Origin of the sequence: Pseudoalteromonas nanhaiensis (assembly GCF_051235485.1) — a bacterium.
Classification (GTDB): Bacteria; Pseudomonadota; Gammaproteobacteria; order Enterobacterales; family Alteromonadaceae; genus Pseudoalteromonas; species Pseudoalteromonas lipolytica_C.
Genome location: NZ_JBPNYQ010000032.1, coordinates 20,820 through 35,055, shown reverse-complemented (window position 1 = coordinate 35,055; position 14,236 = coordinate 20,820). Strand labels below are relative to the sequence as shown.

Here is a 14,236-nt window from a genome sequence, read left to right as displayed (position 1 = left end):
ACTTCATTAAATGATATGTCGCCAATTGAGTTTGAAAGTGTAAGGAAAAAGTGTGCGGCCTAGCTTGACCAGATCAAGTTAGCTTAGCAAGGTCTACCGTTACACTTTGTTTCAGTGGTGGATACGATTCAGTATAAAAATCAGGGTAACTTAAAAGGGAGAGTCTAAAATCATTCTTAAAAAGCTTTACTAAGTCGTAATCAGCTTCAGCAATCTTTAAAGCTTGGGCAACAATCTTTATGAACTTTACGATTTCTTGAGGTGCGTGTTCGAATGCATCTTTATGAAAATATATTGCATCTGGCAGTTTTTTGGCGACTTTAACTTTTTTAACTAACTCTTTAAATTGCTCTGAATTCATATCTTAATAATTTGCTAAATGCAGTGCCTGTACTTTACAGGGTCTCAACATATCTAAACTATATAGTTCATCTTGTTGATTTACAATGCGAGAGCATTCTGCCACAAAGAAGTTGATACCCTTATCAGTTTTCATACTTCTCAGGTATACCGGTACAATTGGCATTGAAGAGGGTAGCTTTTGTAGCAAGCTTAAACTGGGGTAAAGCAATTTGTGCTTTGCTAACGAATCAAATTTATCGCCATGTTTTGCCTCAACAACAAATAAATGCTCTTTACCATCTCGTTTTGCTACAAATACGGCATCGATTTCAACTTGCCCATTGATATGTTGTAGAACAATGTTTTCATTCGCTAGAGGCTTAAAATTAAAAGTGAATGTACTTTGCCCTGTTGCTGGAACGACTATAGTTTTGTCATCTTCTAGATTAAGAGCTTCAGCCATTAAGCCAGATGCTATGGCTAAATTTACAACTGAGGTTTCAGTGACCTTAGGTAGCAACTGAAAAGCATACAGACTGCGGATTGAAACATTTGGTAAAAATAACTCTGGCTTCAGTTTGCCGAATAGCGACTCATCATCGAAAAAGAAATCTTGGACATTAATAGTTTTTACTAATGAAAAGTATGTTTGGTTATCCTTTGGACGAGATCCTAACCTGAGTACCATAGCGTTTGATTGTTTAAGTACCTTAGGTAGCTTTTTAAATGAATCTATCGAAATGCTCGCAGCAGTATTCGCTGAAACGTTATTAGTTTTTGCATAGGCCTGAAAGCCTTGAGGTTCAGATATGCTGATATCTTGTTCTTGCATCTCAATGAGTATGTCTTTAAATAACACTTAAATTCCCTTTGGGTATTCAAAATAATAAAAATAAGCGCGACCGCGTTTTTCAAACTTAAGCAAACCTCGCTCACGGAGGTGCATTAATTCACATGCACTTATTTTAAGGTGCTTCATCGCTTCTTTGCTGCTAAGCCAAACACCTTTTGGATTTTGCTCTGTCATTTTAAATTCTCAGCTAAGTTAAAATTAATATACATAACTCTTTGTACATCGACAAATTTAGCCTGGGTTGGATTGCTGATTTATCCCCGTGTTCACACCCGAAATTGGATCAAGAAACGGGCTGAAGCCTGACTTACGATGGCAAGCAACTATAAAAGAATAATAAACCCGTAAAATCAAATGTTTTTATTGATTAATTTATTTAGTATCAATAATCTATACATATGGATTTCAAAGAATAAGAAAGCAATGGAAGCTGATAAAAATACATCTAATGCTGTTTCTAGCACACGCCCTCTCAATATTGTTTGTCCTGACTGTGAAGAAGAAAATACTTTAGAGTACGGAAATCATATTAAATGTCACAAATGCGAAAATTCATTCGCAGGTCATACGTATCAAAAGTTTAAGAAGCCATTTTTTACAGCAAAGTTTGCTTTGTTTATTGGTGCTGTAGGTGCATACAAGCTTGATAAAGAGCTATTTGAACCAAGCCGTTATTCGACAGGAGCTATTGTTAGATAGTTAGTTTTTGTTCAAACCCTGGTTCAAGTTTAAGGCATTATGAAAGGAAGTCTTTAGCTAAAAACTGCATTTGTGCTTTAGATCAAACAATGAAAGAAGTGCCAGAGGCTGAGTTAAGCTCCAAAGCTAGTGAGTTCCAGAAAGTATTTTGGAAAAATTATCAGCAATGTAAATAGCGGCATTCATGCCGCTATAGCGTAAAAGTTTATTTAGATTTCGGAGGATTGTTACCTCTGCCTGGGCCTGATGGGTTACCTGTTTTACTTGGTCCATTAGGTGGCGCAGGGCGTGATGATTGCTGGTTGTTTGCTGCTGCTCGTTGTGCTCTTGCGGCAAAACCACCTTGTGCAACTAAACCATTGTTTGCCTTTGCTTCAGCTGCTTGAATTCGTGCAGCGGCACTTTGAGTCATGTTTTTCATGAGTATATCCTTTTTAAGTTTAAAAATAGCTCTTCGCTTAAAGAGCAAGTTCATCTTACTGAGCACTCTGGGACAATTTGGGACAAAAAATGGAAAAATACGAAGAATTACAAAAAGAAATAAAATTTATAATTAATAAGCTTGGGTTGAGTATCACTGAGGTAGCTAAGAGAGTGTATTGTGAAAGGTTTGAAGATGACGACACAGAAGAAGAACGTAAGTTTGTAGAAACCTTTCGTAAAAACCTAAATAGACAGGCAAAACCTGAACTATTAGAAAGCTATTTAGGCAATATTGCTCAATTGAGGGAGTTTAAAAATTCAGATTTAGCAATCTCTAGTGCTCTTAATTTAGGGTTTATTTCGACAGATATTCAAAGAGGTCTACAATCTATTTCTAAAAAGATGTTGTTTGAAGACCGCTTAAGAAAAGATAGCATTGAATAAATACTTCCCTAGCTAACACATAGGGAATAATTACAACCAAATTACATAGATGTAATGTTATGAATAAATGGATTTTATCTCTCGCTATTTTGCTTGCGAGTTTCAACACGGTTGCTGAAGAGCAATATTCAAAAAGCCGCTGCGATAGTATAGAGGCTGAGCGCGAAGGCATTCGTAAAAGAATGAATCGTAGCTATACGGCTAAGCAAGGTGAACGTTGGAATCAACGTTTAGATGAGCTTTTTACGCTGCTGGCGAGACACTGCAAACACCCAAAAAGAAGTTCTGGTAATGGCGGTACTTATACGTATCGCTCGAACCCTAGCGCACTTTTAAACACCAAAGTACATAACTCTACGGTGTATTCAAATTCATATAATGACGATAAAAAACGCCATGCTTGGGGGCAATTTTATCAATTACCGGATCGCTGTAGAGCGAAAAATATTCAGCAAGCTGATTTTGTATGGTGTAGCGAAAATAAAGCTGAGCAAAAGGCGCTGTTTGAATCGGCTTGGAGCGGTAAACAAAAATCAGAATACAAAGATGTAGTTATTTCAGTAAAGCCAACCATTACAGAAATAAATTCAAACAAAGCCACAAGCCAAATTGCAATAAAGAGCCAGATAACCGAGCCAACAATTCAGCAAGCTTCGGCTCCTTTAAATGAGAGTATTAGTCCACAATCTACAAAGTTCAATGGCCTTAAAATTTGGCAATTAGCCTTGGCTGGCATTGCGGCAATGTTGTTTGTGTTTGGTCTATATCGTTGCTTTAAAGATTGAGTTACTAGACGGGCTGAAGCCCGACCTACAATGACTCGCAACTAAAGCAACAACACTTCTCCTTGTAAACTCGGTGAGTCTGCAATACTGGTTTGGAGTTGTTCTATCAACAACTGGGCATTTGCTGATGGCGTGCGTGAATGTGGCCAGAGGGCGTAAATTGGCCTTGCGGGAATACTTTGGGGTGATTCGATATAGCTAAAGTGGCTGGTATCGTCTATACAGCAAATTTCGCTCATGGGTAGTAAGCCAATGCCATAGCCTGCTTCAACCATTTTTCTGGCGATTGTAATATCAAAACAAAAGCTTATGTGTTCATACTCGGTTTTTAATTTGTTTAGAAAACCGCTGGGGAGTTGTGACTCTGAATAGGGCAGTATCAGCCTTGATGTTGGGGCATCTTTCTTTTTAATCAGCTTTATTGCGATCATGCCTAGGCGCTTTTGAAAAAAACTTGAGTCTTGTTGTTCGCCAATGCGAATGGCTAAGTCAAAACGTTTTTGGCTTAGTTGGCTGTTGGCATTACTTGGGTAAATGTGGAGGTTTAGCGTAGGGTTTGCCATCGCAAACTGATTAACGGCCCCCATCAGTGGGCCCGCAATGATGTTTTGTGGGCACAACAGGTAAAACTCTTTTGCGGCGGGTGAGTCATTTAGTTGCTCAAGCTGGCTGTTAAGAGCAAGCACTTGCTCGCCTAACTCGTTATACAGTGATTCACCTTTGGCGGTTAACACAATGCCTCGGGCTGTGCGTTGCAGTAATGGCTCTGCGAGTTTTTCTTCTAACGCCTGAATACGCCTTGATAGGGTTGATAGATTCAGTCCTAAATCTTTTGCTGTTTGGCTCATGCTTTTACGGCGCGCTATTTCAATAAATAAATGCAGATCATCCAGCATACGACTCCCTCAATCTTAGTTTGCATTTTCGTGACTGTTGCCACTTAGCCTGTGCAAATATAGTAACGCCAAGGAGGACATATGAAAATTCATTTTACTTTTACTGCGGCATTTTCGTTTTTAATGTCGTTTTTACTTTCGGCATGGGTCACTTATGTCAACTTAGGGCTGAGCGATACATTTTTTCTAAGTTGGATGAAGGCGTTTGCTAATGCATGGCCTGCTGCTTTCGTGGTGGCTTTTACGGTTGCCCCGCCAATTCGGGCATTGGTTTTAAAGTTATATAATAAGGAGTCAGTATGATTAATATCGTGGCAAAAATTACCCCAAAGGCGGCATTATTTGATGACTGTAAAGGGCGTTTACAGGGCATATTAGCAGCCACTCGTGCAGAGCCAGGTTGTAATCGATTTGAGCTGTTTGCAAGCAAAGAGCAGCGTTGTTTATTTTTAGTTGAGCAGTTTGAATCGCAAGCCGCCCTTGATGAGCATTATGCTCAGCCTTATACCAAAGCGGTGTTCGCGTTTTATGAAAATGCGTTGGCGGAGCCAGTTGAGATAGAGAAGGTGGAGGAGCTTTAGATTTAATATTCACAAAGAGGATAAGAGATGCTGCGCTTTAGAGGAAAATAACTAATTGGCTTAACTAGTATCTCGTTGTCTTCTCGTTCACTTCTCTTTGTGAATATAGATATTTGAACCACAGAGGGCACCGAGGCGCTGCGCGCTGCACAGAGGAAAACTGAATGCACAAAGAGGTTAAGAGGTGCTGCGCTTTAGAGGACTCCTTGTCTTTCTCTGTGCTCTCTATGTCCTCTGTGGTTCGAAAAAAGATCTGGCAAACTGTTCTTCTCGATAAATAGGTTACTGGCTGCGTCTGAGAAGAAGGTTGGTGAAGTTAATTTGGGTTTCCTCGTTGTCTTCTCATTCACTTCTCTTTGTGAATAAAGATATTTGAACCACAGAGTTCACCAAGGCGCTGCGCGCTGCACAGAGAAAAACCAATACTCACAAAGAGATTAAGAGGCGCTGCGCTTTAGAGAACTCCTTGTATTCCTCTGTGCTCTCTATGTCCTCTGTGGTTCGAAAAAAGATCTAGCAAATAGTTAGTCTCGATAAATAGGTTACTGGCTGCGTCTGAGAAGAGGGCTAGATAAAGTTATTTGGGTTTCCTCGTTGTTTTCTCATTCAGTTCTCTTTGTGAATAAACATATTTGAACCACAAAGTTCACCGAGGCGCTGCGCTGCACAAAGAGGATAAGAGGTGCTTCGCTTTAGAGGACTCCTTGTCTTTCTCTGTGCTCTCTATGTCCTCTGTGGTTCGAAAAAAGATCTAGCAAACAGTTAGTCTCTACATTTAAACGCACGAAACACGTTTTACTTTGATAGGAAAAAACTAGGCTACTGGGGAAGTACAGCTATTCGTAGCCTAGTTTAACAAGGTTGAAATGGTTACAGCATATGCAGGATTTGCTTGGCTTTTTCGCGGGTTAAACACGCGGCCATTGGGCGTTTTGCAAACAGCTTGGCTGAGACTGTTTGTTCTTTGCCCATATATTGGTTGCGGAGTGTTTGTACATTGACTTTGCAGGTCACCGAATGCTGGTGTTCTACATAACGAATTTCTACTCGTTCTACTTTTTGAATTAAGTTTTTATAAGGGTAGCCTTCATCGGTATCAAGCTGTGTTATTACTGGTTGGTTGGCATAACTAAAGCTTGAAGCACATAAAAGCAATAAAATAATTAAGTATTTCATGATGGTTGTCCTTGTCTTGTCGCGGTTGGCTGTATGAGTATTACTCGTGTTACCACTACTGACAAACGATTAAAAATTGCCTATGCTTAAGTTTTTATTAACCATAAGTGCGTATGCAGTTACCTCCATTAAAAAGCCTTTGGTATTTTAAGCACGCGGCAGAGTTAGGTAGTTTTAAGCTTGCAGCAGAGCAATTATTTGTTAGCCAAGCAGCGGTTAGCCAACAAATTCGCTTGTTAGAACAGCAGCTTGATTGTAATTTGTTTACTCGTCATACCCGTTATGTTGAGCTTACCCGCCAAGGTGAACAGCTTTTACCCCATGTACTTAAGGGGTTTAGCCATTTGCAGGCCGGTGTGCAGGCAGTTAGCCAAGATAGCCACCCAAATACGTTAAACTTAACTGTGCTACCTTCGTTCGCCAGTGGTTGGTTGCTTGGCCGAATTAGCGACTTTCAAAACAAATATCCCCATATCAAAGTGCGTATTGAACCCAGCGATCAGCTTGCTGACTTTTCAGCGGGGCAGGTCGATTTAGGTATTCGTTTCGGTCAAGGTAGTTACCCGGGTTTGCATAGTGAGCTCATCAGTGACGACAGTTTATTTTTGGCTTATAAACCAGGGGCTATAGATACTTCTAAGTCACTAAAAAATCAGGTGTTAGAGCAAAAATTAATAAAAGATATTTGTCCAGATGCAGAGCGCGGTTGGCTAAAGTTGGCTGATGAACTTGCAGTCAGCCCTGATGCTTTGCCCTCGCTTGAGATAGATAACGCGGCATTGGTGATCCAAGCTACGCTTGCAGGACAAGGAATTGCTTTGGTTAGGCGGCGGTTAATTGAGTCTCAACTTTTACATGGGCAGTTAGAGATTTACCCTGATTTTGAATACCATTGCCAGTACAAGTATTACCTTGCAGCACCTTTAGAGCATTTTAAATGGCAAAAAGTCCAATTATTTAAAGACTGGCTGCAGAAGCAATTTGCATATGATGATCAACACTATAAATCGCGACAAGCCAAATTAATGGGAAATAAAAAGCAATTCTTTAGGATGATTGGCTAAGAAGTGTTGCAGTTTTAATTCAAAATGATACGCTGTACCTCTAAATTTTTACAGTGACGTAAATATATGTTTAAAAGGATTTTAATTGCAGCTTTTCTGTTTATTCCTGCATGTTTGTTAGCTCAGCCCACTGAGTCTCAGAATGAATGTAAACGTATGCAAACTGAACGCAAAGAGTTGCAATCTGCACTTCGTAAAGCCCATTTGCTTGATGAAATAAGTGTCTATAAATTACGTATTGATAATTTATCATCACGTATTTCTGAGTCATGTTTTACCAAAGAGCAAATAGCTGAAAAAACCAATGCTTTGTACCGTAAAGATTTTTCTGATTTAGAAAGCTCAGTATCTCAACCTCTCACAGCGCAAGCGTTAAGCAGCAAACAAGCGGCATGGGAGCGTTTTTATGTAATGCCCACCCGGTGTATAGAAAAAGCGTTAGAGCTTAAAAATTTAGATTGGTGTATCGAAAACAAACAAATTCAGTTTCAACAATTTGATATGCTATGGCAGCAAAAAAATGTACAAACAACCCGCTCAGAAGCAAAACCAACAGACACATTTCATGAGTTTATTTTGCCAAGCAAAGCTGAGCGAGCGAAAATTCTTGCTCAGCAAGAGTCAAAGCGATATAGCCGTACAAGTGAAACTATATTACCAGTGAATATTATCGTGTTGTGCTGCATTGCGTTGACAGCTTTTTTCTCAATAATTTTTGTTTATCATTGGCTTATGCAATCAAGAGCGTCAATTAAATAATTCCATGTAGCAAGGAATGATGCCTAGTTATCTTGCTACATGGTAAGTTTTTAATCGTCAGTTTTAAATTTTTTTGCGCGCTCTTCTGCGTCAATTAAAGCTTGTGATTTTGGCTGTTTTGCTTTGTTTTCAATAACAGGCTTTTCGTTTGACTCTGGATCCCATGCTGGGTCTAATGACAAATTAGCAAATGGGTTATTGGGTTTTTCATCGGTTTGCTCATCGTCTGGTAGTACATCTTCTTTTTGCTGATCTGTCATTTCTTCATCAGCTGAATAAGCATCTTTACCTTGATGGCTTTCATCTAGTGAAATTGTGGGGGTATCGTCTTGCTCGGTATCGTCAAAGCTAACAGGCTCATCTTGCAACTCTAACTCAAGTGCTTGCAACGCTTTTGCTAAATCATCATCGCTAATATCATCATCTGCAGATATTTCATGTGTAGGTGTTTGATCTGTTTTACTAAAATCTTCAGTGAATGAAAGATCCTCATTGGCTAATGATGATAAGTCGTACTCGGGTACGTCATCATGTTTAGGTTTTTCTTCGGTATTTGGTGTTTTGTATTCGTCAAAACCAAATGACGATGAGCTAAAGCTTGGCTCTTCAGGCTCGCTTGCTTCAGGTTGCTCTAGTGCTGGCTCATCATCAGTAACTGGTGCTTTGTATTCGTCAAAACCAAATGACGATGAGCTAAAGCGTGGCTCTTCAGGCTCGCTTTCTTCAGGTTGCTCTTGTGCTGGCTCATCATCAGTAACTGGTGCTTTGTATTCGTCAAAACCAAATGACGACGAGCTAAAGCGAGGCCCTTCAGGCTCGCTTTGTTCAGGTTGCTCTAGTGCTGGCTCATCATCAGTAACTGGTGCTTTGTATTCGTCAAAACCAAATGACGACGAGCTAAAGCGTGGCTCTTCAGGCTCGCTTTCTTCAGGTTGCTCTAGTGCTGGCTCATCATCAGTAACTGGTGCTTTGTATTCGTCAAAACCAAATGACGATGAGCTAAAGCGTGGCTCTTCAGGCTCGCTTTCTTCAGGTTGCTCTAGTGCTGGCTCATCATCAGTAACTGGTGCTTTGTATTCGTCAAAACCAAATGACGATGAGCTAAAGCGTGGCTCTTTAGGCTCGTTTTCTTCAGGTTGCTCTAGTGCTGGCTCATCATCAGTTGTTGGTGCTTTGTATTCGTCAAAACCAAATGACGATGAGCTAAAGCGTGGCTCTTCCGGCTCGCTTTCTTCAGGCTCGCTTTCTTCCGCTTGCTCTGGCTCATCATCTATTAAAGCCGTGCTCTGTTTATTTTGCGCGTAATTTAGATCAGCCCACGTATCATCAGTTGGAGCTTGCTCTTCTGTTGTTGCATTAAAGCTCGTGAAATCGTCTTCTTGTTTTTCTGGTTGCTGGTTTTCAGAAGCAGAAAATGAATCATACGGCGCAGAAGTATTACTGTCATAAGCTGAAGAGCTGTTTAATTCTGGTGTTGGCTCAGGAGCTAAAAAGTCTGAGTCGTTTTGATTTTTTTGTGTTTTAGCCTCAGCTGCAGCTTTTATAGCCTGAGCATGGAGTAAATCTTGTGCTAACTCTGAATCTGAATCGTTTTGTTTACTTTGACGAATTCGAACAATAACTAATCCTGCGATAAGCAAAATGAGTAAAACGATTAAGCTTGGTACTAACAGTGAACTTGATGAGCTAACTTCATTATTTTGAACCGGCGCTGGTGTTGGCTCGGGAAGAGGAGTGTTATTTATTTGCGCATTATCTGTTTCTGTTGCAACAGGCTCTTGTACTGGTGTTTGTGGCTCGAACTCAGGCGAGATTTCAGTAGGTTCTTTAATAGCCTCAATTACCGGTTCAACAACAGTCTCTGCAGCACTTTGCTTAGGTTGTTCCGTCGTTGTTGCTAAATCATTGCTAGGGATACTCTCAACCTGAGGAGTTTCTGGTGCAGCAGGCTCGTCGTTCACTCTATTTGTTAGGATTGCTTGTTCAGCTGTGGTGTCAGCTTGCTCGCTTTCGTTAATAGCATTTGCTTCTGGTGCTGTAGTTTCTTCAGGGGTGCCTAAAATAGCACCGGAGTGGCCGTTTGAGCGATTCACTTTATTAACCGAAACGGGAGGGGAGTCTATTGTCTGCTCAGCGATGTTTTCAAGCGCCGCTTCGTTATGCACTGGCGTTGGGTTCTGGCAATTTTTTTCAAAGCTTCTAGCAGCAGATCGATAATTTTTGTTGCTGGTGTTAAAACGAAACTCATGCATTTGCTGTTTTAACAATATACACATTGCTTCATTGTATTGTGCTTTAGTTGCAAAGCTCATGCTTATAAGAAACAGCAAAATAGATAGTTTTTTTATTGGCATAGTTCTCTTACCAGTAAGGTTAATCTGGTTACCCAAGTAGTTAATTAATTTTAAGCTCAGACCGGCAATTTATCCACAATCGCTTAATCTATCACCATGAGTGCGCGGTATTCGTCATAGGCAAATTGGTCTGTCATACCGCTAATATAATCTTGAATTAATCGACAACGATAATAAAACTCATAGGCAGCAAAGTGATCGGGCTCTGCTTTTAACGCGTCAATCGCCTTTTGATAGCTGTTCAAATGTTTATTTGAGAGTTTTTTTACTAGTCGTGTTTCTATTAAGTAATTTTGGTCGCCTTTTAACACACGCTTAAACGCATCAGCTTCAAGAGCAAGTAATGGTTTATAGCAATCAAGCAGGCCACTAATAATGCGGTAACCTTGTAGTTCTAAACGCTCCACTTCTTTGTGGCAAAAAACATGTTTTAGTGCAACCTGTTTTAAGGTAAGTGTGACAGCATGTAAGTGACTACGATCTTCTAATAAAGCTTGATTAAAGTCGCCGTGGTAAATAGCTTCGATATTATTAATAAAGCGCTCAGCTGCATAACTCACTAACGGGTGCAATAAAGTGACGCGTAAGTAGATGAAAAACTCACTATTAAAATTGTAAGGCTGTTCTTGAGCCTTGCTTAGCGCATAATCAATGGCTTTTTCGGCAAAGTCACTATGCTTAGTATCGTCAATTGTGAGGTTAGTAAGTGTGCGACTGTATTGCTCTTTGAGTTTTTCACAGAGCGACTCTACGCTAATAATGCCTTTTTCTACGGCATCTTCTATGTCGGCTAGACAGTATGAGATATCGTCGGCAGCTTCCATAATATAGCTGATTGGATGGCGACAATATTGCTCTATATCAAGTTCGGTTTGTAGTGCTTCAACAAATGGTTTTTCGCTGAAGTAGTAACCGACTTTTTTCATTAAGTAGTTTTTGTCTTGTGGAATATCTGACTTGAGCATACTGGCCGGGCGTGTGTACTTTAAAATGCCCGCACTTTGGCTGTAAGTTAAATTAAGTGATAGCAATGAATGGATAATGCGGATCCCCTGCGCATTACCTTCAAAATTTTTAATATCCTCAGCGAGGTGTTTAAAAATAACACTTATACCAATTCCTTTGCAGCGCTCAGGAGTTAAAGCATCTAGATGCTTAGCAAACCATTGGTTGATTGCTGCTTCGCCAAAGTGGCCAAAGGGTGGGTTGCCTATGTCGTGCATTAGACACGCCATTTCAACGAGGCTTTCTAAAGGCCGTTCAAGCCCCACTAAACCATATTCTTTTTGCTTGGCATCGCTCAACTTGTTAAAAATTGTTTGTACAATAAAGCGACCTACTTGTTGTACTTCAAGAGAGTGAGTAAGCCTTGAGCGCACGGCAGCATTGCGTTCAAGCGGAAAAACTTGGGTTTTTTGTTGTAAGCGACGAATAGCAGCGCTATTAATAATACGACCTCGATCACTTTCAAGCGCAGTATGCAAGTTATTGGTTGAACGCATTTCGCGTGCAGGGGTGATTTTCTTACCAAAATCGATCATTTATTTTTCCCACAAAGCAATATAAGCCGCGCAGTTGAGAGTTGTTAGCAAAACTTAGCCATAATTAAATTTAATCTAACAGCTTGTATCCAAAATTTAAATATCCTTTTTTTATTAATGTCTTACTTTAAATTAAGCCACTTATTCATATATGATTTGCTTTTACATACTTATCTCCTACCTTGGGATATAAAGTAAGGTCTTTTGGATGTTTGGCAACCATTTTTACGGTGGCATGCATAAAGCTAATTAGTAAAACGTTATATAAAAAGTTAGCAGTCATTATCACAAAATTTTCAAAACTATTTGCTAAAGTCTCTAAGCAAATTAAAAATTAAACGAAAGGGTTTTCTATGCGTATTTGGCAACTAGTTTTAGCTGGGGTATTGCTTTTCAGTTCGGGTGTAAAAGCTGAACAAGAGCAATCGGTGGTACTTATTTCGATAGATGGGTTTCGTTGGGATTACATTGAAAAACATCAGGCGAAACATTTAAAAGCAATCAGTGAGCAGGGCGTAAGAGCAACCAAAATGCGCCCCGTATACCCAACCAAAACTTTTCCGAATCATATTTCGATTATTACCGGTTTGCTGCCTGTTAATCATGGCATTGTCGATAACCGCTTTTGTGATACTGAGCGCAACGACTGCTACAAAATGGGAAAAGGTAAAGACGATAGCACTTGGGTTAACGGCATTCCGCTTTGGAATTTAGCACAAATGCAGGGCTTAAAAGCAGCCACCTATTTTTGGCCAGAGTCAGATGCACGTTTTAACGGTATGTTACCTGATTATTTTTACCATTATTCAAAACACAGTGATTACCAAAGACGCGTTGACCAAATTATTCAGTGGTTGAGCTTACCAAAAGCACAGCGACCTCGTTTGGTGATTAGTTATTTTTCGCTGGTGGATAGTATGGGACATGAGTTTGGCCCAGATGCCAAAGAAACCTATGATGCAGTACAAAAGCTCGACAGTTTAATGGCTGATTTATCGAGTCGTTTAAAAGCACTTGATGAAAATATTAACTTAGTGATTGTGTCTGATCATGGTATGGCGTCTGTTGATCCAAGCCATAGCATCAAAATTGATAGCCTGCCACAAGACGAAAACTTTATAGTGCAAAACACAGGCCCTCGCGTCTTATATTATGCAAAACCAGATAGCAAAGCAGATATTAGCGGATTCAGCAAAAAGCTCGCTAAAGCCGCTGAAGGTCGTTACATCGTATTAAGTGAGAAGCAAAAGCACGATTATCACTATGATAAAGGCCCGCGAGTTGGCGATATTATTTTGCAAACCGAAGCACCCCGCGTGTTTACCGATAGTAAAATGGCCGGTTATTTAGGCACTCATGGTTATGCCTATAGCGAAGATATGGCCGCCACCTTTATAGCCGAAGGCCCAGCTTTTAAGCAAGGCATGCGCTTAGACGAAGTAAGTAATTTAGATGTGTACCCGCTCATCGCCAAAATACTTGGTCTTGAGATCTTAAGCCCAATTGATAGCGATGGCGCAAGTTTGTGGCCAGTGGTTGTTGAGTAGTTAGTTATAAGATGAAAGAGTAAAGTTAGCGAGGGGAAAGGAGCTAGGCTCTAGGACGCGATGTAAAATCGCCGCTACATACTCGCATCTCGCATCTCGAATCTCGTAACTTTACTCTTGTATCTCGCTCGCTTCCACTTTCCCCTTGTAACTCTTACAACTTCGTTACCCAGCCGTATTCTCCGTGGCTTATAAATTTATAGCTGTCAGTGTGGGTGTTAAGCTGCCCTTGCAGAGTATTTTTTGTTACGGTCATCACTGCTTGATGGCTAGTCTTGTCATCATCAGTGACTTTACCAAATACGCTCCGATCACCATTGCTCGCTTCAATAATATTGCTTATTTCTAGCGTGTAAGTGCGGCTTTCATCAACAGCTAAAATTAAGTTATCACCCGCTTGAAGTGTTTTTAGGGTATCTAAATCGAATTCACTAAACGCTGTGTCACTTAATTTCTCGGGCAAACGACCTTGTTTGTAGAGAAATTCATGGGCTTTGTTTGAAAGCTGATTTAGCGGTGCTGTTAAATTAACAGTAGGTTGCTGAGGTAGCACCTGTTGCTCTGAATTGTAAGTTGCAACATTCGGTTGTGTGTCTGGTTTTGATGTAAAACCATCACTTTGAATATGCCATTCATTCAATGCAAATGCAGTGAGTGGCAAAATGAAGATTAATGCAAGCGTCCTGTTCACATGTTTCTCTTACGGGTTTTAATGTTAACTTAATGTTGATTTTTACCTTAAGTTAACATCTTGGTCAATAGATAATCAGTA

Annotated in this window: 17 protein-coding genes; 8 read left to right on the top strand and 9 right to left on the bottom strand. The window is 40.1% G+C overall.

Annotated elements, in window-relative coordinates:
• Window positions 1–73: 73 nt before the first annotated feature.
• The 3 genes from ACSFVZ_RS19020 to ACSFVZ_RS19010 are packed head-to-tail and all read right to left on the bottom strand — an operon-like array spanning window position 74 to window position 1,369.
• The gene (locus ACSFVZ_RS19020) at window positions 74–361 is read right to left on the bottom strand and encodes a hypothetical protein (RefSeq protein ID WP_435559438.1); all 288 of its coding nucleotides are present in this window, start codon (window positions 359–361) and stop codon (window positions 74–76) included.
• 3 nt (window positions 362–364) lie between these two features.
• Window positions 365–1,201, bottom strand: a complete 837-nt coding sequence (locus tag ACSFVZ_RS19015) for a DUF6997 domain-containing protein (protein WP_435559437.1) — start codon at window positions 1,199–1,201, stop codon at window positions 365–367.
• The gene (locus ACSFVZ_RS19010) at window positions 1,202–1,369 is read right to left on the bottom strand and encodes a helix-turn-helix domain-containing protein (RefSeq protein ID WP_435559436.1); all 168 of its coding nucleotides are present in this window, start codon (window positions 1,367–1,369) and stop codon (window positions 1,202–1,204) included.
• Between the two features lie 249 nt (window positions 1,370–1,618).
• On the opposite strand from ACSFVZ_RS19010, the gene ACSFVZ_RS19005 reads away from it, so the two are divergent.
• On the top strand, window positions 1,619–1,894 hold the full coding sequence (locus ACSFVZ_RS19005; RefSeq protein ID WP_435559435.1) for a hypothetical protein: 276 nt from the start codon (window positions 1,619–1,621) through the stop codon (window positions 1,892–1,894).
• 205 nt (window positions 1,895–2,099) lie between these two features.
• Here the strand turns inward: ACSFVZ_RS19005 and ACSFVZ_RS19000 are convergent, their stop codons facing one another.
• Entirely contained in the window at window positions 2,100–2,315 is a 216-nt protein-coding gene (locus tag ACSFVZ_RS19000; RefSeq protein ID WP_435559434.1) for a hypothetical protein, read from the bottom strand.
• A gap of 89 nt (window positions 2,316–2,404) precedes the next feature.
• Between ACSFVZ_RS19000 and ACSFVZ_RS18995 the strand changes: the two genes are divergently transcribed.
• Window positions 2,405–2,761 (top strand): hypothetical protein, encoded by a 357-nt coding sequence (locus ACSFVZ_RS18995; protein ID WP_435559433.1) that lies wholly within the window; start codon window positions 2,405–2,407, stop codon window positions 2,759–2,761.
• Between the two features lie 59 nt (window positions 2,762–2,820).
• On the top strand, window positions 2,821–3,546 hold the full coding sequence (locus ACSFVZ_RS18990) for a hypothetical protein (protein ID WP_435559432.1): 726 nt from the start codon (window positions 2,821–2,823) through the stop codon (window positions 3,544–3,546).
• A 41-nt stretch (window positions 3,547–3,587) separates the two neighbouring features.
• On the opposite strand, the gene ACSFVZ_RS18985 is transcribed toward ACSFVZ_RS18990, so the two are convergent.
• Window positions 3,588–4,442 carry a LysR family transcriptional regulator gene (locus tag ACSFVZ_RS18985; RefSeq protein WP_235383999.1) on the bottom strand — a complete coding sequence of 285 codons (855 nt, stop codon included), beginning with the start codon at window positions 4,440–4,442 and terminating at the stop codon, window positions 3,588–3,590.
• 81 nt (window positions 4,443–4,523) lie between these two features.
• Between ACSFVZ_RS18985 and ACSFVZ_RS18980 the strand changes: the two genes are divergently transcribed.
• Window positions 4,524–4,745: a DUF2798 domain-containing protein gene (locus tag ACSFVZ_RS18980; RefSeq protein WP_138558634.1), complete on the top strand. Its 222-nt coding sequence runs from the start codon at window positions 4,524–4,526 to the stop codon at window positions 4,743–4,745.
• Window positions 4,742–5,023: a putative quinol monooxygenase gene (locus ACSFVZ_RS18975; RefSeq protein WP_435559431.1), complete on the top strand. Its 282-nt coding sequence runs from the start codon at window positions 4,742–4,744 to the stop codon at window positions 5,021–5,023. Before ACSFVZ_RS18980 ends, ACSFVZ_RS18975 begins: the two co-directional genes overlap by 4 nt.
• 870 nt (window positions 5,024–5,893) lie before the next feature.
• On the opposite strand, the gene ACSFVZ_RS18970 is transcribed toward ACSFVZ_RS18975, so the two are convergent.
• The gene (locus ACSFVZ_RS18970) at window positions 5,894–6,199 is read right to left on the bottom strand and encodes a hypothetical protein (protein WP_235383998.1); all 306 of its coding nucleotides are present in this window, start codon (window positions 6,197–6,199) and stop codon (window positions 5,894–5,896) included.
• Window positions 6,200–6,312: 113 nt separating this feature from the next.
• Between ACSFVZ_RS18970 and ACSFVZ_RS18965 the strand changes: the two genes are divergently transcribed.
• Both ACSFVZ_RS18965 and ACSFVZ_RS18960 read left to right on the top strand, forming a co-directional pair.
• Window positions 6,313–7,263 (top strand): LysR substrate-binding domain-containing protein, encoded by a 951-nt coding sequence (locus ACSFVZ_RS18965; RefSeq protein ID WP_235383997.1) that lies wholly within the window; start codon window positions 6,313–6,315, stop codon window positions 7,261–7,263.
• Between the two features lie 66 nt (window positions 7,264–7,329).
• Window positions 7,330–8,022, top strand: a complete 693-nt coding sequence (locus ACSFVZ_RS18960; protein WP_235383996.1) for a hypothetical protein — start codon at window positions 7,330–7,332, stop codon at window positions 8,020–8,022.
• A gap of 50 nt (window positions 8,023–8,072) precedes the next feature.
• Here the strand turns inward: ACSFVZ_RS18960 and ACSFVZ_RS18955 are convergent, their stop codons facing one another.
• Both ACSFVZ_RS18955 and dgt read right to left on the bottom strand, forming a co-directional pair.
• Window positions 8,073–10,376, bottom strand: coding sequence for a hypothetical protein (locus tag ACSFVZ_RS18955; RefSeq protein ID WP_435559430.1), 2,304 nt, complete (start codon window positions 10,374–10,376; stop codon window positions 8,073–8,075).
• Between the two features lie 83 nt (window positions 10,377–10,459).
• On the bottom strand, window positions 10,460–11,917 hold the full coding sequence (dgt, locus tag ACSFVZ_RS18950) for a dGTPase (RefSeq protein WP_135926725.1): 1,458 nt from the start codon (window positions 11,915–11,917) through the stop codon (window positions 10,460–10,462).
• 353 nt (window positions 11,918–12,270) lie between these two features.
• Here dgt and ACSFVZ_RS18945 point away from each other — a divergent pair, with 353 nt between their 5' ends.
• Window positions 12,271–13,464, top strand: coding sequence for an alkaline phosphatase family protein (locus tag ACSFVZ_RS18945; protein ID WP_235383994.1), 1,194 nt, complete (start codon window positions 12,271–12,273; stop codon window positions 13,462–13,464).
• Window positions 13,465–13,618: 154 nt separating this feature from the next.
• Here the strand turns inward: ACSFVZ_RS18945 and ACSFVZ_RS18940 are convergent, their stop codons facing one another.
• Window positions 13,619–14,155, bottom strand: a complete 537-nt coding sequence (locus tag ACSFVZ_RS18940) for a protease inhibitor BamI-like protein (protein ID WP_199527453.1) — start codon at window positions 14,153–14,155, stop codon at window positions 13,619–13,621.
• Window positions 14,156–14,236: the final 81 nt, after the last annotated feature.